The following is a 23,231-nucleotide window of genomic DNA, read 5'->3' on the forward strand; positions in this document are numbered from 1 at the left end:
AGGGGGATATGAAAATGAACATACTCGTTATCATCGGACATCCAGATCCCGAGAGCTATTGCTCTGCGTTGGCGCATGCCTATATGAAAGGAGCCGAAGGCAAAGACGCGCAGATTCGCACCATTGATTTGAGCCAAATCGCTTTCGACCCAAATTTGAAGTACGGATATCGGAAAAGAACGGAGCTGGAGGATGACCTAAAAGAAGCGCAGGATCTCATCCGTTGGGCGGATCATCTGGTCATTGTCTATCCGACCTGGTGGGGCACGATGCCCGCTATCTTGAAGGGATTTTTCGATCGTGTCTTATTACCCGGATTTGCCTATAAATATCGGGAAGGCTCTCCACTATGGGATAAGCTGTTGACGGGCAAAACCGCGCATCTGATTGTGACCATGGATACCCCATCTTGGTACAACCGATTGATCTACTGGCAAGCCGGACACCTCGTGATGAAACGCAACATTTTGAAGTTTTGCGGGATTAAGCCTGTGAAGGTTACGGAGATTAGTGGGGTGAATGCCTCGGCGGAGGAAAAGCGCAAGAAGTGGCTGGAGAAAGTGAAGCAGCTTGGGGAGAGACTTGCCTAAGCGTACGGTAAAAAAGCCGAACCCAGCACGACAAACAAAACTCAAGCCAATTTCAGCTTGAGTTTTTCCTATTCCATTACTGATTGAGATGCTTTTGCACACTTTCCAAAAGTTGACGCGGCTATAAGCGGGACCGCCTTTTAGCAGCGGATCAGCTAGTTTATCCAAATCTGTTACTGTCCTGCACTTGCTTCCTAGGCTTTCTTCAGCGTGTCTCTTTCGTTGGAATGATTTACCTAGGCAAATAAATCGTGCAAAGTGTATTTATTATGTAGCTGATTGTGAGTATGATAATAGTAAAAATAATAAGAAAGAGGCTATCATATGGATTCTACTTTTTCAGCAAGAAAAGCATCAAAGACGAAAACCTTGGTTATCAACGCCCTTTTTATCGCTTTTACTCTCGCAGCCACCATGTTTATCAATTTACGACTCCCGATCATGGGGAACGGTGGCCTCATTCATCTCGGTAACGTGCCTCTTTTAATCGCAGCTTTTGTGTATGGCAGAAAAACAGGAGCGATTGCTGGAGCTTTTGGTATGGGCCTCTTTGACCTTATCTCCGGTTGGACAGCATGGGCGCCGTTTACGTTCGTAATCGTAGGTGCAATGGGCTATGTTGCTGGCCTTATCGCCGAGAAGGTACCTGGCAATCGGGTATTTGTGTACGCACTCGCAGTTGTCGCTGCATTGGTGATTAAGATCGTGGGCTACTACTTTGTTGAGGTTATTCTTTACGGGAACTGGATTCAGCCGTTTGGCTCCATTCCGGGTAACGTTTTGCAGGTGGTTGTAGCAGCGGTTATTGTCATTCCGCTGGTAGGACGCTTGAAGAAGATTGTGGGGCAAGGTTAAAAAAGGAAGGATGGGGCAGAGCTCCATCCTTCCTTTTTTACAAATATAAAAAGATCGGGAATCGTCTTGGTTCAATACCCAACATAACCTCGACGAGAGCAACTGGATCATCCCAGTACAATTCTAGCAAGTCCAGTACGACATTATATGGTTTGCTACTGGAAGGATCGTCACCTGATCGACCATAATCACCGAGACACTGTCAGGGTCTTCAATCAAAAAGCGCTGGTTTTCATCGAGTTCTAAAACGATTTCTGTCATGCACGAACCTCTCCTTTACAAACCAATTATTTTGTTAATCCCTCATCACCTGGATCCATCATGTTGAAATCAAAATCTGTAAATATTGACATATTTGTAGTACGCTTATTTTGCCCGTTGTAAAAATCCTTCTTATCGGTTGATGGAACGCCGTGTGCGATGAAAGTCGCCCGCACGGTGTAGGCTCGAACGAAAACCCTCACGAAGAGAAGGGAATAAGTCGAGAATAGCTATACTGATCCAATATTCATTTTGCAAGACAATCTAAATGGTCAATATCCCTACCATTTCGTTGCAGGCTCCTCCCAATACCTTATGCCAAAATTTATCGCCACCCAGCCATTAAGAAACGCTACTCTAACTTTTGATTTGAATGATGTTTTCACTCCAGATGCAACCGATTTGTATTACATTGCTTCTAGTCGCAATGAAATTGGTGCTGATAAAATTAATGGCTCCGTAATTACGATTCCTAATGTTACTCTTGATAAAGGACAGTTAATCATTTTTGACTTAGGATCTTACACAATGCCTTCTGCAGGAACGTATAAATTTTTCATTTCTGTTGATTCAAAACACACGCAAGAAATGGTATTGGATATTTCTAACAATTAATTATCCATCAACAGCCCTCGGGATGGACCCGGGGGATATTTTTTCGTCGAGACTGAAGACTCGCCCCCCCGCTGCAACTGCCCCTCTATTTATCAAATCGTGTGTTTTGTTAACCTCAGCTCTTTAATAACACAATCACAGAAAGTTATAACTTTAGTTAGCGGACAATTTAGATTGATTGACGTAGCGTTATATTTGCCCGTTGTAAAACATTCTTTCTTATCCGTTGATGGAACGCCGTGTGCGATGAAAGTCGCCTGCACGGTGTAGGCTCGAACGAAGACCCTCACATTTAGTAGGGAATAAGTCGGGAATAGCTATGAATTGATTGCCAGACCTGCTCAAATTTTGCAACCAGCTGGACTTGCGATTAGCCAAGCAAACGTCATCGTTAAGTATGGTGAGTATACGTATTGGTCGTATACCCCTTCATCGAATGACCTTGTTTTGGTTGTCGTCGCATTTGATTCCAACAATCAGGAAGTCAAACGCTGGGAAGTTCCTGGTTATAGGTATACAATCGACATTGGGATCGATAACCAAAATAAAACAGTGGTGTTCTACATGTGGCAAAAGGTAGGAGTCTTTGAAAACGGTTCTTATCCGGTTTCGTTTACCTGGGAACAGTTGAAAATCAACTAATCCACCATCAACGGCCCCCGGGTTAATCCCGGGGTATTTTTCTCACCAGGTTGGGGAATTTCCTACTTTCTACAATTACCGTTTTGTTAAAGTGACCACTTTCAGTGCTGCGTTACAGATCGCTTCTTGTACCGTCATCGCAGTGCCGATCTTCTGGACAGACACATCATCAAAGTCTACTTGTCAAGGTGCTTTTCATTGTCCTCGGCGTAACTAAGGACAAAGAAGTGCGTTTGTTCTTTGATCTTCTCCACCACTTGTCACGCATCGGCTCCAACACTTCCCTTGTGTCCACATCTACAATCTGCCACTTGTAAAAGCTGTCGGCGTAACACCTAGATACATACGAAACGTGCCTGAAGTCGCTCCAATGAGTAGCTTCCTCGATACTCTCCACATCATCATACGGATAGGCGCACGGATTGTAGTTCCCGTTATGTTTCAGAAACGACTTAGTCTCCTTGTTTTGAACTGCGTATTACTTCGGCAATTTGATCTCCCTTTCATTAGCCATCATCGTACTTTCTACAGCTAACAAAATGTCTTTGATTTCCTTTCGGGTAGGTCGCCAACCAGCAGCCCACTAAGTTGCCAACTTGTCGTTTCCCACCCGGTTTTCATTACTGTGATATAATGAAAATAAAAACAATGGGGTGTATTGTTGAAGAGACAGTTTTTGATGATTGTAAGTGATGTAACAAAACCACAAATGGATAGAGCCACCGAAGCAGTAAAAGATTATAACGAATTCATTGACTTGATTCCAATTGAGTCTAAATCTGATGGAGGCTATAGCCTATACATCGATATTCAAAAAGGCGATGTTGCTATCACAGTCTCAGATATACGAACATTCCTGAAAAATTGGTTTAAGCCTTTAAAAATAGAATGTGATTCAAATCCACGAGACTTTTATTAAAAGTCCTTTTTAAATACACAGCTTGTAAAACCATATCCCTTCTTGTTTCTAATACTGATGTACAGTAAGATTTAGGAAAAACCATTAGGGAGTGGAAAAATGGTCACTTGTTACTTGAAATATGTTATTGATCCATATCAGGTAAGTGTTTTTGAAGAATATGCAAAGATGTGGATACCTCTTGTCAACAAGTTTGGCGGACATCATCATGGCTATTTCCTTCCTCATGAAGGTGCTAATAATATTGCTTATGCCTTATTTAGTTTTCCTAGTTTGGCAGAATATGAGGATTATCGAAAGAGAATACTGGTCGATGAAGATTGCCAACTTGCCTTCTCACTAGCAGAGCAAACAAAGTGCATCATCAGTTACGAGCGAAGTTTCTTGCGTCCGGTGTTTGAATAATTTTCCTTCAACCTTGTCCATCCTTAGATAGGATGGGCTTTTTTATATAATGAGCATTTAGTATCCATCCGCTATATGCCGGGCAGCGAGAAGATGGTCTGCAGCCCCACTTGATCACTGCTACTGGATTGATCCAGATAACTTCTGTTCTGATTCGCCCCATTTCCGCCAAAACTTTCTTTTCTTCCCTACGCCAATGCTTTAGGCGAATGTTGTATAAATCATTATCGTAACCACTTAGTATCACGGGTCCCTGATTTTCGTCTAATGCGTCGAGCAATTCAATATGGTCCGCATCCGTCATCTCATTCCTGTACATACGTTTGCTCCTTGTTGATACAAATACGGTGGATCCGCATAAATCAAAACGCTTGGATTTTTATATCGTTCAATCAATTGCAGAGTTGGCTGTTGTTCTATTTGCACCCTTTTCAATCTATCTCGTTACCGTCAATATCCGATCAGGTACTTTACTCCATTGATCAGGCTTCCTGTTGTTGGGTGCTTTTAATACGTCGATGTTATGCTTCCATCCGGTTCTGTCAGATGTTTTTCCACCCCTCGCCATCCTTTACCACTACTCGAATCTGTTTATCTTGATAGTTAAAAACGTTTTGAAGTGCCTGCATTGTATATTCCTCCCCTAACTTCCCGTTGTCCTTGAACTTCTCATGGGATCCAGCATTCCCATCTGTTTCGGGTCATCCCGTAACAAGCGCAGTGATTCCCGTGACTGGAAAGCCCCTGCAGGCCGTTTAGGAGGCTCTAAAAGAGAAGGGAAAACCTTCTGTCCGCGTAAGAGTGGCTTTCTTTTTTGCGTTCGTACGAGATCGGCGCGGAAATACGAAAAATCGCTCAGAGGATCATCTATCCCTTGAGCGATTTTTCGTATTTCAACGATATAAAATGATTGATTCCAATTTTTTGAGCTCTCTTTAAAGGGACGGGCTTCCGGCTGTATACTTGGAACCTTAATTTCTGGTATAGCTTCATAGCGGGAATATTCGTATCTGCTACTTCTTCGATGAGAAATTGTTCATACGGGGTATTTTCCATCATATGACGGAGAATCATCATTGCCACTGCGTGAATCCCTCCGCAAAAATCTGAGACATTTGCTCTCTTGCATCGAATTCTACTTGATCCGCCCTGATCACTGTAAACATGTACGGTTATTCTCCTTCCTTGTATAGAAAAGAAGTGAGGATAGAGGATGAAGGCATCGTGAAGTGGTTTTTTCGCATCATTTTCATCATAGCTAACCCGTGTAGTGTTGAATAGAAAAATACGACCATTTCATCTGGGTCCCCTGATCGGAATTCGCCGAGCGCCTGACCTTTTTTGACAAGCTGGGCTCTGGCGTGAAACAACTTGTCGCTAAGGCGAGCTACCTCGGTTTGTTTTTCGCTTGTTCCTCCCCCCGCTAGAAACGATTGAGCCATCAATATCAGCAAATTCGCAAACTCTTCGCCTGTCGTCATGTCGCTGTGAATTGCCGATACAAAAGCCCGATGCTGATGCCAGACATATCCGCAATGTCCTGGAGTTTTGAAATGCAATCTTTTACAGTTCGGTAATGCAAAAAACGGCATCTCTGCCGTTTTTCGTTGCTCCTCTATTCTTCCATGCTCCTCTATTCTTCCATCTAGTCCTTTGCAGCGTTCAACTCTGCTTCGATCTTGGAGTTTTTCGAAGACTCGTCCATACGCCAGTAAACGAGGAGGCTTATGGCAATACAAGCCGCTACATAGTAATAGAAGAGAGATTCGTTCCCGATGCTTTTGAACCATAGCGCGATGAACTCCGCTGTTCCCCCAAAGATCGCAACAGTCACCCCGTATGGAAAGCCTACACCCAGAGCGCGAATAGCGGTTGGAAACATCTCGGCTTTCACGATCGCATTGATGGACGTATAACCAGTAACAATGATAAGACCAGACAGCATCAGCAAGAAAGCGACATATGGGCTAGTGGTTTGTTCCAGGAGCATAAACATCGGTACGGTCCACAATGTTCCAAGAATACCGAAACCAATCAACAGCGGGCGCCGTCCAATTCGGTCGGACAGCATACCAGCAAGCGGCTGCAAGACGACAAATACGAGCAATGCGGTAAAGTTAATCCAGCTAACGATATCTTTCGGCAGTCCTACCGTAATCACCATGAATTTTTGCAAATAGGTCGTGTAGGTGTTAAAGGCAATGGTTCCCCCGAGCGTAAGACCAACGACTGCCAGCACCGCCTTCGGATGCTTCATCAGCTCTCGAAGCGTACCCGCCTTTTCCTTGTTTTTCGACTCCATTTTGGTATACTGCTCTGATTCGTCCATACTGCGGCGCAACCACAACACGGCTACTGCGCCAAACGCTCCGATGATGAACGGAATTCGCCAGCCCCATGCCATCATCGCTTCTTCCGGGAGTATTTGCTGCAAGATAATTTGCACACCCAGCGCCAGCAATTGTCCACTGATCAGCGTGACGTACTGGAAGCTAGAATAGAACCCTCGGCGACCACTCGAAGCCATCTCGGACAAGTACGTGGCAGATGTTCCGTATTCCCCGCCAAGCGAAAGACCTTGGAGCAGGCGGGCAAGAACGAGAATAATAGGCGCAAACACGCCGATGGTTTCATAGTTTGGTGTTACGGCAATCACCAGAGAACCACCTGCCATGATGGTAACAGACAGCGTCAACGCAGCACGGCGTCCGTGACGGTCAGCGTATCGGCCCAGGAGCAAGCTCCCAATCGGCCTCATTAAAAATCCAATAGCAAAAACAGCGGCAGTATTCAATAACTGGCTGGTAGCGTCTCCTTTTGGAAAAAACTGAGACGAGAAGTACACCGCAAAAGCTGCATAGACATACCAGTCATACCATTCAATCAGGTTCCCCAGTGAACCTTTAAAGATGTTGCTTGTGATTCGCCGCGTATTTTCACGATCACTCGTTGGCTTCATTGCTGCCCCCTCCTTATGTTTGACCCGAATCCATTCGAAATTGGCATCGTTTAACCGCTTACAAATGAAACCATGCTTTGAAAGGGTTTACATATTCACCCGGATGGATTCTCGAAGAACTGTTTTTATTTTAAGTTGTTTGTTTTGCTAGAATCTATTGAATACTTCCAGATGTGCAAAAACGGCATCCGAGCTGCCGAAAAACCCAGTTGAGTTACATTGATTTTTCGACCAGTTCGGGCTACCCTTTTCCATAGGGAGGCGGCTGTTATGACAATCACTATGCTTCTGGGACTGCTTGAAAACATCTCTGTAATTGCAGTCATCGCCCTTATCATCGGCCAACTCGATTACTTTCGGAACATCATGTACGGGAAAAACAACTGGATGCGGATCGTGATCCTCTCCACCCTGTTCGGGTTCCTGTCGGTAATCGGAACGGAGAATGGACTACGGGTCAATGACGCACTCGCCAATACGCGCATTGTGGGTGCCGTCGCGGGCGGGTTGATCGGAGGGCCAGTCGTCGGTTTTTTGGCCGGCCTTATCGGAGGTATTCATCGTTATTCGATCGGTGGATTTACCGCATTCGCCTGTGCCATCTCGACCGTAATGAACGGCTATTTGGCCGGGATCGTCAGCACGAAAATGAATATGCTGCGTCTGAAATGGCAGCATATCGTACTGATTGGCGTTACAGCCGAGCTCATTCAAAAAGTTATGGTGCTTCTCATGGCCAAGCCTTTTTCAGCGGCACTCGAACTGGAAGTAAAAATCGCGATCCCGACCACGATTATGACCATTGCAGGGCTGTTGCTTTTCACGCGCGTTTTCCAAAATCTCAAAATGATGCAAGACCAGTCCGGCGCATTGGGGGCAAACCTTGCCTTGTCGATTGCAAGTCAGACGTTGCCTCATCTACGGACGGGGCTTAATGAATATTCTGCGAAAAAAACCGCTGAGCTGATCCGTGAGATGGCCAGAGTGGATGCAGTCGCCATTACCGACTGTGAAAAGCTGCTCAGTGCAAAAGGCCATGAACTGGAGAATCATGTGCAAAAAGAGACGCTGTGCGCACAGGTAGCGGAAGCTGTTTTGACCCACCCTACAGGGGAATGGTGCGACAAAGAATTTGCTCTTCCGCGTCCGCCTCGCCTAAAATCGATCAGCGCCGCGTCGTTGTATCATCAAAACCAGAAAATCGGGACGTTGCAATTCTACTATAAAACCTCTTCCTCCAAGACGTCCCAGACTAACGAGAAGTTGGTGGACGGCCTGGCCAAGCTGCTGTCGGTCCAAATTGAGCTCGCGGAGATTGAGCATCAAGCGAAAATGCGGAAGCAGGCTGAAGTAAGCGCCCTGCAAGCACAAATCAACCCGCATTTTCTGTTCAACACCTTGGGGACGATTATGTCTTATTGTCGTACAGACCCTGATCAGGCGAGAAACTTGATCGGTCATTTAAGTGACATCTTCAGGCGCAATTTGAAAAGCAAGGGAAATCATCACAGCTTGCAGGAAGAGCTGGACGGAATCAAGTCGTATTTGGAAATCGAGAAGGTCAGATTTAGCAACCGTTTAAAGGTGAACATGGAGATCGACGAATCTCTATTGGAGTGCAAATTGCCTGTCCTGACTTTGCAGCCAATCGTGGAAAATGCCATTCACCATGGACTTTCCCCAAAAGTTAGCGATTGTCTGCTCACGATTCGAGTGGAACCGTTTGGCCAAGAAGTGAAAATCAGCATTGAAGACAATGGAGTTGGAATCAGTGAAGAGCGTTTGGCCGAAATCTGGAACAGCCAATCGAAAGGCATCGGCCTTGTCAATGTCCATTCACGGCTGCAATCCATTTATGGCAAAAAATATGGCCTCACGATTCAAAGCCAGCCCGGTTTGGGAACAGTCGTATCCTTTGTCGCTCCGTTAACCGCATTTGAAAAGGAAGTGCATCCAGATGCTTCTGAAAACGATCATCATCGATGACGAGCCAGCCATTTGTTCCGAATTGGAATATTTGCTGAAAAAATATATCGATATCCAGGTGGACGCAATTTATACCAATCCCTTGGAAGCATTGCCTCATATCATCAATTCCGAGCCTGATTTGCTCATGCTCGATATTCAGATGCCCGGAATGAATGGTCTTGAATTTGCCAAAACATTGAATCAGATGTCCAATCCCCCCTTGATCGTTTTTTCGACTGCCTATCATGAACATGCTCTGGAGGCTTTTTCCACGCTGGCAGTGGGCTATTTGACCAAACCGATCATGGAATCGAAATTGGACGATGTGATCCAAAAAGTGAGGACACTGAGGAAACGAGCGGCTATGAATGACCGCACCGCGACAGTTCCCCTGATGGAAGAGCATGTCTGCATCCGGAAGAGCAACAAGATCATCCCGATCCCTGTAGGGCAGATTTACTTTGCGTTTGTGCGGGAGAAAGATTTATATGTGGCGACAAAAGAGAGTATCGACAAGTGTGATTTGTCTTTAAATGAGCTGGAGGAAATTTTGAATCGGTCCCGTTCTTTCTTTCGAAGTCATCGGAATTATATTTTGAATGTGAAGTATATTAAAGAGATTATTCCGTGGTTTAATCATACGTATTTGATTAAGATGAATGATGACAGTCAGACGGATATTCCTGTTAGTAGGGGGAGGATGAAAGCGTTTCGGGGGTTGATGAATTTGTGAGTTTTGGGGGAAGAACAATGATGAACGGGGCGGGGAGAGAGTATCTCTTCGCTTCGTTTTTCAGCGAAGCGGGGTATATTCGAGTTCCAAGGATGGATACTCAATACCATAAGCTTTCTGAAACCTCCGTCGAACTGGGGGATTCCTTATACTAAAAGATACAAAAAGAAAAAACGACATCTCCTGTATAGTGGGGCATAGTGGGATTAAACCGCTGATCTCTATACTGACAGTGTAGCCCTCTCCCCCTGCATCTGATTTCTCAACATATGAATCTCCTCAAACTGTAGCTACAGATATACCCGTACCCGCACGTAAGGGGTAATTTGTTGATGCCGTCCATATCATTAACATCAAGCCTCCTATTAGATTATGTAGATGGAGGCTTGATGTTATTTGTACTCAAGAAACACCACATGCTTTTATCGGCAGTTACTGGTCACTATTTTTAAATCCAAGTGTTACGTTAATATTCCTAAATATTTCCTTGAGTTTTTTATCGTGGCTCTCTAATCTTTTAATCTTACCATACTTATTAAAATAATAATTGGAGTATGGTATATAATCGGCTTTTGTCTTTTTATTGTCAATGAAACGAAAAATAGTCGTGTCCAGCTCTTTTATAGCCAAGGCGATTACCTCCAAATCAATCAATCCTAGATAATCAACTTTTTTAACTGTATAGTGTAAAGAATTCAACCAATGCTTATCAGAAATTAAATCATTATACTTCGGTACTTTAGGAAAAGTGTGCGATGACACTGATAAGATATATACTTTCTTAACTCCACGAAACCTATCAGGTTCACTTTGCAATATTGCAGAATAAGCTTCGTTCGCTTGCTCAATAGGCTCGACAACATACTTGCGAAAATCTCCAACAGTTGTTCTTTCATTTGCCTCAATTTTCGTTTCTTTTCTAATCCTTCCACTCTTACCTTCAACAATTAACAATGATTGACCAATTCTAATATGAGCATCAGATGATTTCTTATTCATTTTTCCATAGCTGAACTCTTCAATGAACTTGTATTCTTTGATTCTGGCTTCACTTACTGCTTTTTTTAAAGTGTCAGCAATATAGTTTTCAAATAGACGCCCAAAAAATGCAAAAAAGGATGTATCATGTTTTGGGAAGCAATTTCTTATTTTAAAGAACAAACCGTCAAAGATATTCGCATTCATGTTACCAGCAGAGCATGGATAAGTTTTTCCCTGACGATCATTGATGAAAATAGGTTTGGTTAAAAGTAGCTCATAATCAAATGGATTTTTTAAAGAATCCATTGCCCACTCTCTTAACTCTAAAGGTTCAATACAAAGATCCTTGTATATCTCCATTGCCTTGTCTTTGATAGATACTTTCTCAAAGAATTGATCTGTATCAATGCCCCAGTCTTTATCTGATAGCACTTCTTTTAATGACCTGCCTTTTACACAATGTAAATTCAAAGAAAACACAGTCGAGACATATTCTTGGATTGTATACCCATACTTATCTTCAAATACCCTATGAATGTCAATGAAGTCATTTTGTTCAAACAACTCACTATCCCTGGCTAATTCCTCAAACATTATATATTGTCTCAGTAAAGAGCGATCTAGGTCAGTATTTCGAACGAATAATGAGCCTTTAATGACCATATCCTCAATTTCTTCAAGGTCGTCAATGTCAGAGAACATATGATCCGCTATTTTCAAAACAGTTAGTAGCATATTAAATGTCACATCGAAACCATTATCAAGAGAATGCACTGGATTTCGTGTACCATAGGCTATAAACCATTTCATTGCGTACATTAAACTTTGTGTGTCGAATGGTTCAATGCGATCAACAAAACTTTTATCAATAACATGTGGATATAATACTTGCTTTAATGATTGAATTGACTCCTTATTTAAAACTGTAAATTGCGACAAAATGCTTAGCGCTTCATCAAGGTCATAGCTTCTTATCTCCTTAATGATTTCCTCACTCTCGGTCTTAGTTCCGAATAATTCTGAATATGTTAATGAAGTTTTTATAAGTGAATCAATAGCTGCAAAATCTTTGTCCATAAAATCACCTTACCAATTTTCTGTATTTATTCCTATTTTAACTTTTTTGTTACTTATAATAAATATCATTGTTCAAAAGCTAATTTGATTAATAAGAATAGCAAACAAACGAACACTTGTTGGCGTGATCATTCCTTGTAGTTTGATTCATGAATGATTCAATGTTCGAATTGTATTTTCATAAAAGAAATCCTACATCTAATCACAAAAGAAAAGTTCAAGTGACCGGATGCATTTTTTATAACTACCGTTTATTTCTTCTATTTGATTGGTTTTCTCTTTTGTAAGAACACAAAAAAGCATAAAGCTCGAGCACAAACCACATTGTATCCCTTTGTTCCCTTTTGTAAAATTATTCTATCAGATTGAAAGGAAGGGATTCTATGGGGAGTGAAAGTAAAAGATCACATGAATATTGGGCGTTAGTCTTTAGTTTAAGTGTGCTAATTATTTGTGCATTTTTTTTGATCTATTCAATTATTCATGCTATATTGGGTAAAATAGCTGCTGGCCCGCTTTTCGCATTATTAATGCTCGGCGTAACTACTTTCGCCTCAATTGATTTACTCAGACGAGTATCACCCAAGACTCCAAGAGCAAGATTCATAAAATTTATATGTCTGATAATTTACTATTCTGGATTTACGATTTATATGGGCTTGGCGATTAGTGGAGGGTTATTTCAATTGCTGATTCATTTTTTCCCTAATTTTAATTGGAGCGTACCAACTGTCGTTAGTATTTTTCTTTTAGTTGGACTAATGTATTTATTCCCATTAAAGTTGAGCTGGAGCAATATTCAATATTTAAAGGATACCAAGGCCGCTATTTTTATTGTTAATGCACTTATGCTAGTGATGTTTGAAATAAAAGTTATTTACCCTAACATATTCACAATGGGAAATGAATTACTTCACCTTCTTGCACTTCCTGCCTTTATAAGTAGCCTGACCGCTATTAGCATTCTTGAGTTCAAACTTGCATCATCAAAGAGAAGTAAGCGACGTTATAAGGTAAGCAGGATGTCACACTAACGCTCCTTTAAACCAAACCTTGTCTAGCTCCTGATTACAGAAGCTAGACTTTTTAATTTTGTTCAATGACTAGTTCGGATCTTCAAGGTCATTCAGCCATCATGAAAAGAGTAAAGTTTAGACTTAAGCTTGATGAAGTATTAAAAGAAAAAGGGATAACTCAAAGCAAGCTATCAAAATTGATTAGTATCAGGCAACCAACCATATCTGATATGTGTAGGAACAATAGAACGGAAATAAACATCCCTATAAGTTAATGGAGTTTGAAGAGATAGTTGAATTACTGTATTTTCACAAAGCATAACTGCTAACATATACAAAACAAAGATAGGATACACCCCTTAATAAAGGGGTGCATCCTATCACTAATGCCGCAACTTATGCTACAAACTTATTAGTAACCTCAATCAGCTTTTCCTTATGTTCGCTAATATCCATTACACTTGTTATAGGGACCATAGTTTTCTGCTCATCATTAAATTGAATGAACTTATTTGATCCGTTTAGATGTAATCTGCAAATCCACTTCCTAATATTGTCATCAAGCAATACATTAAAGTAACTCAGATTATCTCTGTAGTATACTCGACTAGAATCAACCGTATCTTTCAATAGAAATTTGACAGTAACATATCCTTCTATTTCTTCTTCGGTTGTAACTGGCTTCTGCTCCACTTTTTCTTCGCATGCAGCTACTTCCTGCTGACCCTCAAAGATTGCCGGAGTTTTCGACTCCTCTTCTTTAGTGTTTGCCAGTGCAGCTTTTAACTTATCATTGATTGCATCATTTATAAATTGTTTCATTGATCTTTTTATTAATGGCTTGAATTTATCAATTACTTGCTTCGTCTTTTTACTAGGATAAATTTCTGAGAGTATCAATGATATAAGTTCGTCAGACGGATTTTCCCATTGTGCTTGAAAAAATTGAACTATTTCCTTTGTGTACTTTAGCTCAGATGCAGCGTTAAGTATATTATCAATATCAAAGTTTTCTCTACGGAATTTTGACAGTTCCGATATTTGATGATCTTTGAATTCCAAGATGTTTAGCTCAAAGAAAGGAACACTGTCCATTTTATTTTGCTCGTCTAAATCAGAGTAGAACCTGTAAGTAATTCCATTTGTTAAGATAGCAAATTTCGCTTTTGTCACACCGAAATAGCGGAATAGTTGGGAGTCATGCTTTTCTAATTTTTCGTTTACAGACTTGGCTTCAATTAGGATCACTGGCGCACCATCTTTCATGATAGCATAATCTACCTTTTCACCTTTTTTGATACCAACATCTGCGGTAAATTCAGGTACAAATTCTTCTGGATTGAAAATGTCATAGCCTAGTGCTTGAATAAAGGGCATGATTATAGAGGTTTTAGTAGCCTCTTCTGTGGCGACATTATCTTTGACTTTTGAGATTCTAACCGACAACGATTTGATCTTTTCGTCAAAATTATCCATAGATTCTACTCCCATCTTTAGGTCATATGACAAAATTCTTACATACTATAGTCCTATTGTCAATTTATTCTAAACTATGGATATAATAACTTCTCAATACACAATATCATTAGTATTAAAAAGCAAAAGGATACAGCCCTTTGATCGAGGGTGTATCCTTTACTCGTATAATTCAACTAGTCATTCCCAATGCTTACTAAATTGTACTCGAAACGGCAATCTATTGAATTGTTTATACCTAGTCGCTTCCCACACTAATTATTTTTTGGATTTTAGATCTATTAATAACAACTTCTATATCTTCTATTTCTGAGCTTAAATCTTTTGGTAAAATTATATTTTCAGATTCGCTCCTAATAATTTCTACAACATAGTTCCTATCAAAAGTGAGTGATTTAACTAAAACTGTGAGCACTTCACCATTTTCAAAAGTAAATATCAGTTTTTTGGTCACAGAATACTCAGCAATAATGCTTTTCACAGTCTGAAGTAGCGACCAACCAAACACGTAAATAAACAATGCATAAGCCAAAATAGCGATCATTTTTGAAAAAAACTCATCGGTACTGACAAATATTACTGAAATTAGAGCAAATGAAATGTAGCTAATAAACACTGAAAGCAGCAACATTGACCACACATGGAAGAGCCTACTTCGTTGAGCCAATGAATACGCAAACCAGATAAATAAAATTAACAGCAATAGTAAAAACCAATTGCCAATTAATAACTGTCCTAAGCTACCGATTACTATTGATGCAATTATCATTAATACTCCAATTTTTTTAGGATGATTAATATATCTCTTCAAAATTAATGATTTTTCTATCCTTTCTATCTCCGATTCTTCTTGCAAAGAATCAGATAATTTCCTCATTAAGGGTAGAATAATTACCGAGACAATTACAGGAAATAAAAGACGAACGATCATGGGTTCCTTAAAAATATCCTCCAATGATTTACACCTCTATTTCTATATGAAATATAACTCCGTTCAACTCTCTTGGAATTCCTTAGTCTCGAGTACTTTTGACAAGTATCAAATTTTTACTTGTTACCTCTATGGATAAACAAATAATAAATTACAATTAATATTACTAGAACAATAGAGGTACTCAATGAATAAGCGATGACTGTTTTTAAGTCTTGGCTGTACTCAACATTATTTCCAATCACATTCCAGAGAGGCACTAAAAAATCTTTTGAAAATGATGTAATACTAAACATTCCAAAGAATATAGCAATTACCCATGAAAAAACATGGACTCTCTTCTGGTTTAATTCATTACCTAGATCCTTTTTTAGAGTTAGATTCATATCTGTGCGCTCTTGTAGTTTTACTAACATCTGCGAATATCCTTTGATCATTTCATTGATCTCCCCAAAGCTACTAGCCTCAGTAAACTCTCCTTCCATTTGATTGATAGTCATTTTTTGTTGTATAACTTCCAACACTGTATAATGGCTAAAAGTCGAAAGCGTTAATAGTCTATGCTTCAAGCCAAACAATAACATTAAAATTTCTGATTGAACTTGTTTGTCGTAAATTAAATGCCCTCTAATTGGATCTTCGTATTCTTCATTTGACAGGATTGCTTGTTTACTGAGTGCCCAGAGTATTATTGTTTCATTAACGAAGACACTATAATCGTCATGCAACCTATAATCTTTTTCTTCAATTTCATCTTTTTTCACACCTGTTGACCTGGCCAATACTTTGTTAAATGAACGACAATGATCCACATTAATATTCTTTTTAGTATCAGGCTGATTGCTAAAGTTCAAGAGATAAACAGAAGGTATCCCTCTAAAATAAGTATGTAAGGAATACTTCTCTTGCTTACTTTTGTTAAGTGGTTTAAATAAATTCAGATTGGCAAAAAAATCCAAGTATACTAAAAACATATCTCTGATTACATCCAGATTCAGTCCGTCTTTGTTTTGTTCAGTTGCCATAGGAATAACATTAAAATTAAAGTCAGTCTCTTTGATCAGCTGGATGGAGTCTCTCACATTTTTAATAACATTAGAAATAATTCTAAGCTGCGAGGTTCTATTCAAAAAATTATATCTTTTATTTTTCTGCATCTGTAGTTCATTAGCAAGTATAATTCCCGGAGGAACCAGAATTTCATCAAAAGACTTTGTAACCATATTTACTTCTTCGTCAATAAATTCTTCATCCGTTAGATGGCAATCAGGAAGCATTTTCCTAAAAGTGATTTGTGCAATTCCATTTTTATATAACTTTATCTGAGGATAAACAGAAAACAGATTATCTTTTTCACGGAAATAGCAGCCTCAAAAATAAATTCTAATATAGTTATTCTTCTGTTCAAATTTACTGTAGAGTTTTTGCTCATGGAAAATCATAGATTGAGACTGGTAAATAAACTCTATGTTAAGAGGAGACATTCCTGATGGAATTTGAACTTTGGAACGGAATGCATTTTTCTTTTCAACAGACAGATTAGTTTCCTGATAATCTTTATTTTCATCTCGCCAGTAACAAGTGTTACCTGAACTTACCACGATTTCAGCTGCGTTAAAAAGAATAATTTTTTTTGCAATTGACTCTAAATCTAAATTATCTTCTAAGAAATAACTGCAATAGGAGTGCCAAATATCAGAACTATAAATGTTTATGTTGATCACCTTATTCCACTTTCGATTCTGCTTTTCATTAAACCTACACTTCTAATCATACCAGACGTTCCCATACTGTACGAGGTGGAATTGAGTGGGTCAAAGTCTCTTTAAGATGAACTTTCATATTGACAAGAAATCAGGTATATGTTAGTATGATATTGTTAATGGGGCCATAGCTCAGCTGGGAGAGTGCTTGACTGGCAGTCAAGAGGTCAGGGGTTCGATCCCCCTTGGCTCCACCAAAATTATCGAACTCATAAGCCACCTACTGGGTGGTTTTTTTATGTCCATTACGATTTTTTAAATCAAAAAGTCAAGGCAGTATCACCTTGGTTAGCTTTTATCAAAAATTGACATCCGTTATTTCCCTCAGTAACTGAGCAATTATTGAGAAGTTGGCTGTAGCGCTCTCCTAGCTGAGCTAATGCCCCATGGGGTACTTCTAGCGATTACCGCTTAAGTGAAATCAGTACATCGTACACTACAAGCGAAAAAATCAGATAAATCCCAGTCGCTAATGAAAAAAGTCGACCGATCTAACTTATCAAGACCTCATGTTCTCAAAACACATGGCATTAATGTTTCCCTTTCTTTGTCATTAAAAATCCCCCCTAAAGTTACATCGGTCTTCCCTAAGGGTTTTCCAATGTTTACTGTAAGGGGGAGACTTTACATTTATTGAAGTCCTACAATTCGAAGAACTGTTTGAGAAGTAGAAAGGCCGTTTGCTGATACCAACAAGTCTGTAGCTGCAGCTCCACCATTAATAATCGATACGGTATTCCCAGCAGTTAAGCTGTGTATGCCTGGTATGATGAGTACACCGTTTGGACTAGAAGAACCGCCATTAAAAAATGGAGGAGGTGCGCCATTAATCGCAATCTGGAATGAGCCTGCTTCAACAGTTTGAACTCTCGCATCTACTTGGTATAGTACGTGTTTGATTTACGGTACCAGTGTTATTGGCATTTAAAGTGAACGCCCCAGGCGTATTTTATGCACCAGCAACTGTTAAAGGGGCAGTTGCACCCGCGGCAACCGCGACCGGAGTAGTCTGTATACGGTTAAATAGGCCAAATGTTGATAAGGTAGATCCTGTCGGTCCTGTAACACCTATTCCAGTTGCTCCCGTTGCTCCAGTTGCACCCGCTGCTCCCCTCGTTCCGGTTGTCCACGTAGAACCTGTTGGCCCAATCGGTCCTCCAGATGGTCCTGTCGCACCTGTTGGTCCTGGAATGTTTTGCGTAGTCAACACATTATCCAGCTTGCTTGTCAGGAGAATTTCCTTTTGCTTTAATGTTCGAATGGTATCCTGTACACTTGCATTTACGTTCAAAAGATCGCTGATGGTTGCGGGCGGTCCCGAAATCCCAGGCAGCGTGCCGAGACCAAATTGAAGCTTCTCCCCTTTTGCGTTAATAATGTGACTGAGTCACAATTCCTCCATTGCAATAGAAGACAGTAATAAGGTAATAGCGTCTTCACGTGTCACAGTGATGGACGACGTAATGCTCGGGATATTTGCCTGTGACACTTCTAGTTCCTTTCTGGGTAGAATTCTTTGACTATCCTAGCTTCTAGGAAATATGCCCTTGACGAAATAGTATATAGTATGCAGTACCAGAATTAAAGGTATAGACAATCGCCTGCAGGTTATAAAAGTTACTTCCATGTGCAGGCTTGATTACACCAATACGAAAAAAGCCAACCGATCCCACCCGGTTGGCTTTCCTCTTTTCCCTAACACTCCACTATCTTACCGTCACCACAATCGGTGTCTTCTTCCCACCATACTGCACATAAATCGTCGCTTTACCCGACCCTGTAGCCTTGATGATGCCATCTTTCACATCGGCTACCAACAGGCGAGAAGTGGTCCAGAGAGCCGGCTTGGATACATCTTGCTCAGAGCCATCTGCATACGTCGCGATGGCTTTCACTTGCTTCGTTTCACCTTTGTTCATCACGAGCTGAACGACATCTGTCTTCAAGTATTTCAACGTATCAACATCGACTGGGATGGACACGCTCTTGTCGTTGTACCTTGCTGTAACCGTAGCTTTTCCGAAGGCACGTCCTGATACGAGGCCTTTGGTTACGTCAGCTACCTTGTAGTTGCTCGTCTTCCAGTCAGCCAGATTGGTCACATCCATGGTGCGGCCATCGGAGAAGGTAGCTGTCAAGGTTACTTGTACGTTGCTGTTTGACTTCGTAGATACAAAGCGCTTGTCTGCTTCGAGCTTGCTCACGATTCCGACTTCTACCGGGATGCTGATCGATTTACCGCCGTATTTCGCGGTAATCGTCGCACGTCCGTTTGAGAGACCTGTTACACGGCCGTTTACCACATCAGCTACTTTCAGCGAGGACGAGGACCATTCTGCATCGTTGGTCACATTGTCCGAATTGCCAGCGGAGTTTGTTGCGCTCAGCTTGATGTCTTTTGATTCATTGACGTTCAAGATCAGCATGCGAGGATCAACAGAGAGATTCGTCGCTTGGTCTACTTCTACTGCAATGGAAACCGACTTGCCATCAAAGGTACCTGTGACGGTCGTTTTCCCTGCTCCTGTCGCCGTGATCTTTCCGTTCATTACTTCTGCAACAGCAGCAGAAGCTGTGCTCCATGTCGCTGTATCTGTTACATCCTTAGTCGTTCCATCTGCGTACGCTGCTGTCAGCTTGACGGTTTCGGACTTGCCATTGCCAAGCACGATCTTTTTCTTGTCTACCGTCAATGTCTGCATGACGCCAACCGATACGGAAATGTTCACTGTGCGTGTTCCGTATGTTGCTGTTACGGTCGCTGCACCTGTGGACACACCTGTGATCAAGCCTTGACGCACGCTTGCTACATTAGGTGCACTCGATGACCATACGACTTTTTGTGTGACATCTTCGGCAGAGCTTCCATCTGGATACGAAGCCTTTACCGTCACTTGCTTCGCGCCACCCACTGGGATTGCTACTGTCGTGATATCTGCGGTCAAGTTTTGCGGTACATCTACATCGACAACGAGTGTCGCTGTTTTTCCGCCGTATTTTGCCGTTACATTTGCTGTTCCAGCCTTGTAGGCGGATACGGTCTTGCCATTTGCAAATACGACATCTGCATTATCCGAAGACCACTCTACTTTTGAAGTGACATCTTCACTTGTACCATTCGCGAAGGACGCGTTTACAACCACATCTTTCGTTGTCCCGCTTTTCATCGTCAAGAAAGCAGGATTGATATACAAGGAACGGGGTACTTCTACATCTACGCGTACCTGAACGGATTTGTTTCCGTATTTCGCAGTAATCACCGCTTCACCGGACTTCACCGCATGGATTTTTCCGTTGCTGTAGTAAGCAACATCCTCGCGATCTGAGGACCATTCGGCTTTATCGTTCACTACTGTGGAACCGCCATTATTGGCATAAGTTGCTTTCAGCTCGATGTCTTCTTCCTTGCCTACATTCATGAAAATGTTTTGCTTGTTGAGTTCCAGCTTTTGCGTTGTATCCACATCGACTTTGATCGTCGCTGTTTTTGTTCCATACTTCGCCGTAATGGTTGCTGTGCCTGCGCCATAAGCCTTGATCGTACCTTTTAGCGCATCGGCTACTGCGGTATTGTCTGAAGACCATTCAGCCTTGTCGGAGACGTCTTCCGTTACACTTCCATCCGGGAAAATGGCTTTGAGCTTGATTTTTTCTTCGCCGTTCAGCAAGAGTGAAACCTGGTTTTTGCTAGGCTCCAGTCTGTGTGCAATCTCTACATTGACAGAGATAGTCGTCGTCTGGCTGCCGAATTTTGCTGTCACTGTACCAGATCCTGAATTCAGACCTTTGATTGCTCCATTTACTACAGTCGCAATCGCAGGATTATCGATGGACCAGTCTGCTTTAGTCGTTACGTCTTCTGTTGTACCATCGCTGTATACTGCTGTCAGCTTTACATTTTCCGTGCTGCCAATTCTCACGTTCAACGTTTGTTCTTCTGTTGTCAGTGCCTTTACCTTTTTGGTTACAGTCACACCCACTACGACAGGCTTACCCATGTAAGTAGCTGTAATAGTAGATTTCCCTACCGATTTGGCTGTAATCTGTCCGGCATAAACAGTAGCGATATTCGCGTCCTGTGTCGTCCATTCTGTCTTGACGGTGACGTCTTCCGTTTTTCCGCTCACATAAATAGCGGTAGCCGTCAGGTTAGTAGAATCTCCATTTTCCAGTGTTACCTCGTTCTTGGACAGAACGAGTCGGCTGATTTCATCGGCAGCCAATCCTACCCCTGCGTTTCCAGTCCCCACTAATAGAAAGACGGCCAGAAACAAGAGCATCGTTTTTTTCCAGAACATTGCTAGCCTCCCTCGCAAGTATGAAATTTGCTGTTCTTCGAAACCATTCCACCATTACTATATCGGCAAAGAGCAAGAAACAATTTACTAGTTTTTCGTGTCAGGCATATGTCAAACTTTGTAACTAGACCTCATTTCAAACGTCTAAATAAAGAGAGACTACGAGGGAGATATCGAAAAATGAAAAATCGAACGATAAACGCACAGCGTCCTTGCTGGCGCAGGATATGGATCGTGTTGGGGATTGTCACGCTGCTCGGTCTACTATGGTCGGGCTACAACTGGTACCGTATCGAACAAATGATTAAGAAAGCCAACGCCAGACACGCAACCGTCGGCATTGTCCTTGGTGCAGCCGTCTGGGGTGAGGGACCTAGTCCTGGTCTGCGCGAACGTCTTGAGCAGGCGGCGACCCTATATGAAGAGGGTTATGTATCGAAGCTGCTGGTCACAGGCGGCCTTGGTGAAGGCAAAACGATCACGGAAGCTGCGGTAAGCAAAAATTACTTGGTGGCCAAGGGAATTCCCGAAGAAGACATTTTGCTGGAAAGCAAGTCTACCAGCACATACGAAAACCTGCTGTACGGCCAGCAGGTCTTGGAGGAACATCATATTCAAGACGCCCTGATCATCAGCCACGACTACCACTTGGCCCGTGCCATGATCATGGCTGATTCACTGGGAATTGTCGCCTGGCCTGTGGGGACGACGTCACACGTCCTGTTTGGACCGTATCATAAGGCGCGAGAAGTACTCGCCCTCACGCATTGGGAGCTCTCTCGCATCTGGACACACGTGCTAGGAACGGTGGTTCTCGCGTAAAATTTCATACACATCGACAAAATGGCGGATTCGCTCCATGATGCGAGCCGCTTTTGTTTGTTCGATCCGATTTCCGTTGGAGATAGACAAATGCTCTTGCAGTTCAGTAAGCGAGTAGTTGGAAGTAAACAGCGTAGGCAAATGGTTGTTTGCCCGCTGATTCAGTATAACCCCCAAAATCTCGTCCCGAACCCATGGCGTCAGGTTCTCCGCGCCGATATCATCGAGGATTAGGACCGGTACTTCTTTTAACAGCTCCAGCTTGCCCGCATACGATTGATCCGAGATAGAGTCCTTCATCTCCCGGATAAAGTCAGGCACATACACCAGCAAGGAAGCGACATTGCGCTCTGAGAGCTCGCGACCGATTGCTCCCATGATGTAGCTTTTCCCAACACCAAACGGACCGTGCAAATAAAGTCCTTTTACCCGCTCGCCTGTTCCGACTTTTTCACAGAACTGAATCGCGGCATCTACGGTTGCCAAATTCCCGGAGTCAATGACCAAGCCCTCAAAGCTCGCGTTCAAGGTCTCTTCGGAAACGTAGTAGCTGCGCATCAGTCGACGGCGGCGAATCTCTTCCTCATACGACAGTTGCTTGGAGCAGGGCGTCATCGAGCTGATAATATGCTGATGAGCCAGCTCCAAATGAGTGCTATGCCCCTTGACCAGATTCGGGCATTCGCCAAGACCCGGACAACGTTCACACCAATACTGCTCCTTGACTGCCGTATAGATGTTGGAGAGCGAGCGAAGGTAATCGTCTCTGGTCAATGCGGGATGCTCTTGTTGAAATGCTTTTAAATACGCTGACGAACGGAACATTTTATCTAACTGCTGATCCGGTGTCAGCAGCTGACGCGGTGTTCGTTTCGCGAGCTCTTGCATAAACTCACTGATAGATTCCACGTTCCCTCACA

At 42.1% G+C, this 23,231-nt stretch carries 23 protein-coding genes and 1 tRNA gene; 12 read left to right on the forward strand and 12 right to left on the reverse strand.

Annotated features, from left to right (window positions below; genetic code table 11):
• Positions 1 to 14 precede the first annotated feature (14 nt).
• Together KB186_RS09015 and KB186_RS09020 are read left to right on the forward strand one after the other, a co-directional pair.
• Positions 15 to 590 (forward strand): NAD(P)H-dependent oxidoreductase, encoded by a 576-nt coding sequence (locus KB186_RS09015; protein ID WP_232773447.1) that lies wholly within the window; start codon positions 15 to 17, stop codon positions 588 to 590.
• A 324-nt stretch (positions 591 to 914) separates the two neighbouring features.
• Positions 915 to 1,445 (forward strand): ECF transporter S component, encoded by a 531-nt coding sequence (locus KB186_RS09020; protein WP_173630126.1) that lies wholly within the window; start codon positions 915 to 917, stop codon positions 1,443 to 1,445.
• A gap of 123 nt (positions 1,446 to 1,568) precedes the next feature.
• Here the strand turns inward: KB186_RS09020 and KB186_RS09025 are convergent, their stop codons facing one another.
• Entirely contained in the window at positions 1,569 to 1,706 is a 138-nt protein-coding gene (locus KB186_RS09025; protein WP_173608840.1) for a hypothetical protein, read from the reverse strand.
• Between the two features lie 252 nt (positions 1,707 to 1,958).
• Here KB186_RS09025 and KB186_RS09030 point away from each other — a divergent pair, with 252 nt between their 5' ends.
• The 4 genes from KB186_RS09030 (at position 1,959) to KB186_RS09045 (ending at position 4,287) form a co-directional block, all read left to right on the forward strand.
• On the forward strand, positions 1,959 to 2,321 hold the full coding sequence (locus KB186_RS09030) for a hypothetical protein (protein WP_217366948.1): 363 nt from the start codon (positions 1,959 to 1,961) through the stop codon (positions 2,319 to 2,321).
• 324 nt (positions 2,322 to 2,645) lie between these two features.
• Entirely contained in the window at positions 2,646 to 2,963 is a 318-nt protein-coding gene (locus tag KB186_RS09035) for a hypothetical protein (protein ID WP_007717182.1), read from the forward strand.
• Positions 2,964 to 3,642: 679 nt separating this feature from the next.
• Positions 3,643 to 3,882, forward strand: coding sequence for a hypothetical protein (locus tag KB186_RS09040; protein WP_173608842.1), 240 nt, complete (start codon positions 3,643 to 3,645; stop codon positions 3,880 to 3,882).
• A gap of 99 nt (positions 3,883 to 3,981) precedes the next feature.
• Positions 3,982 to 4,287: an NIPSNAP family protein gene (locus KB186_RS09045; protein ID WP_173608843.1), complete on the forward strand. Its 306-nt coding sequence runs from the start codon at positions 3,982 to 3,984 to the stop codon at positions 4,285 to 4,287.
• Between the two features lie 7 nt (positions 4,288 to 4,294).
• Here the strand turns inward: KB186_RS09045 and KB186_RS09050 are convergent, their stop codons facing one another.
• The 3 genes from KB186_RS09050 to KB186_RS09060 form a co-directional block, all read right to left on the reverse strand.
• Positions 4,295 to 4,606 (reverse strand): hypothetical protein, encoded by a 312-nt coding sequence (locus KB186_RS09050; protein ID WP_232773448.1) that lies wholly within the window; start codon positions 4,604 to 4,606, stop codon positions 4,295 to 4,297.
• A gap of 853 nt (positions 4,607 to 5,459) precedes the next feature.
• Positions 5,460 to 5,768, reverse strand: coding sequence for a hypothetical protein (locus KB186_RS09055; protein WP_173608845.1), 309 nt, complete (start codon positions 5,766 to 5,768; stop codon positions 5,460 to 5,462).
• 164 nt (positions 5,769 to 5,932) lie between these two features.
• On the reverse strand, positions 5,933 to 7,246 hold the full coding sequence (locus tag KB186_RS09060; RefSeq protein WP_173608846.1) for an MFS transporter: 1,314 nt from the start codon (positions 7,244 to 7,246) through the stop codon (positions 5,933 to 5,935).
• A 270-nt stretch (positions 7,247 to 7,516) separates the two neighbouring features.
• Between KB186_RS09060 and KB186_RS09065 the strand changes: the two genes are divergently transcribed.
• The gene (locus KB186_RS09065; protein WP_232773449.1) at positions 7,517 to 9,232 is read left to right on the forward strand and encodes a LytS/YhcK type 5TM receptor domain-containing protein; all 1,716 of its coding nucleotides are present in this window, start codon (positions 7,517 to 7,519) and stop codon (positions 9,230 to 9,232) included.
• Positions 9,204 to 9,947 (forward strand): LytR/AlgR family response regulator transcription factor, encoded by a 744-nt coding sequence (locus KB186_RS09070; protein WP_232773450.1) that lies wholly within the window; start codon positions 9,204 to 9,206, stop codon positions 9,945 to 9,947. The genes KB186_RS09065 and KB186_RS09070 overlap by 29 nt, the downstream gene beginning before the upstream one ends.
• Positions 9,948 to 10,379: 432 nt before the next feature.
• Here KB186_RS09070 and KB186_RS09075 read toward each other — a convergent pair whose 3' ends face one another.
• Positions 10,380 to 12,005 carry a hypothetical protein gene (locus KB186_RS09075; RefSeq protein ID WP_232773451.1) on the reverse strand — a complete coding sequence of 542 codons (1,626 nt, stop codon included), beginning with the start codon at positions 12,003 to 12,005 and terminating at the stop codon, positions 10,380 to 10,382.
• Positions 12,006 to 12,388: 383 nt separating this feature from the next.
• Between KB186_RS09075 and KB186_RS09080 the strand changes: the two genes are divergently transcribed.
• Complete coding sequence (locus KB186_RS09080) at positions 12,389 to 13,039, forward strand: hypothetical protein (protein ID WP_232773452.1); 651 nt, start codon at positions 12,389 to 12,391, stop codon at positions 13,037 to 13,039.
• Positions 13,040 to 13,140: 101 nt separating this feature from the next.
• Positions 13,141 to 13,296, forward strand: a complete 156-nt coding sequence (locus tag KB186_RS09085; protein WP_232773453.1) for a helix-turn-helix domain-containing protein — start codon at positions 13,141 to 13,143, stop codon at positions 13,294 to 13,296.
• Positions 13,297 to 13,417: 121 nt separating this feature from the next.
• Here the strand turns inward: KB186_RS09085 and KB186_RS09090 are convergent, their stop codons facing one another.
• From KB186_RS09090 to KB186_RS09105, 4 genes are all read right to left on the reverse strand, one after another.
• Positions 13,418 to 14,497 (reverse strand): type I restriction endonuclease, encoded by a 1,080-nt coding sequence (locus KB186_RS09090; RefSeq protein ID WP_232773454.1) that lies wholly within the window; start codon positions 14,495 to 14,497, stop codon positions 13,418 to 13,420.
• A gap of 238 nt (positions 14,498 to 14,735) precedes the next feature.
• Positions 14,736 to 15,452 carry a hypothetical protein gene (locus KB186_RS09095; protein WP_232773455.1) on the reverse strand — a complete coding sequence of 239 codons (717 nt, stop codon included), beginning with the start codon at positions 15,450 to 15,452 and terminating at the stop codon, positions 14,736 to 14,738.
• A 92-nt stretch (positions 15,453 to 15,544) separates the two neighbouring features.
• Positions 15,545 to 16,705, reverse strand: a complete 1,161-nt coding sequence (locus tag KB186_RS09100; RefSeq protein WP_232773456.1) for a hypothetical protein — start codon at positions 16,703 to 16,705, stop codon at positions 15,545 to 15,547.
• A gap of 93 nt (positions 16,706 to 16,798) precedes the next feature.
• Entirely contained in the window at positions 16,799 to 17,152 is a 354-nt protein-coding gene (locus KB186_RS09105) for a hypothetical protein (protein ID WP_232773457.1), read from the reverse strand.
• Positions 17,153 to 17,312: 160 nt separating this feature from the next.
• On the opposite strand from KB186_RS09105, the gene KB186_RS09110 reads away from it, so the two are divergent.
• Positions 17,313 to 17,388 (forward strand) — tRNA-Ala (locus tag KB186_RS09110).
• Positions 17,389 to 18,140: 752 nt separating this feature from the next.
• Here KB186_RS09110 and KB186_RS09115 read toward each other — a convergent pair.
• Together KB186_RS09115 and KB186_RS09120 are read right to left on the reverse strand one after the other, a co-directional pair.
• Positions 18,141 to 18,569: an alpha-helical endospore appendage domain-containing protein gene (locus KB186_RS09115; RefSeq protein WP_483298190.1), complete on the reverse strand. Its 429-nt coding sequence runs from the start codon at positions 18,567 to 18,569 to the stop codon at positions 18,141 to 18,143.
• Positions 18,570 to 18,897: 328 nt separating this feature from the next.
• Positions 18,898 to 21,489: an Ig-like domain-containing protein gene (locus KB186_RS09120; protein ID WP_232773458.1), complete on the reverse strand. Its 2,592-nt coding sequence runs from the start codon at positions 21,487 to 21,489 to the stop codon at positions 18,898 to 18,900.
• 180 nt (positions 21,490 to 21,669) lie between these two features.
• Between KB186_RS09120 and KB186_RS09125 the strand changes: the two genes are divergently transcribed.
• The gene (locus KB186_RS09125; RefSeq protein WP_232773459.1) at positions 21,670 to 22,311 is read left to right on the forward strand and encodes a YdcF family protein; all 642 of its coding nucleotides are present in this window, start codon (positions 21,670 to 21,672) and stop codon (positions 22,309 to 22,311) included.
• Here KB186_RS09125 and dnaI read toward each other — a convergent pair.
• Complete coding sequence (dnaI, locus tag KB186_RS09130) at positions 22,288 to 23,220, reverse strand: primosomal protein DnaI (protein WP_173608851.1); 933 nt, start codon at positions 23,218 to 23,220, stop codon at positions 22,288 to 22,290. The genes KB186_RS09125 and dnaI overlap by 24 nt on opposite strands.
• Positions 23,221 to 23,231: the final 11 nt, after the last annotated feature.

Origin of the sequence: Brevibacillus sp. AF8 (assembly GCF_021270385.1) — a bacterium.
Taxonomy (GTDB): Bacteria; Bacillota; Bacilli; order Brevibacillales; family Brevibacillaceae; genus Brevibacillus.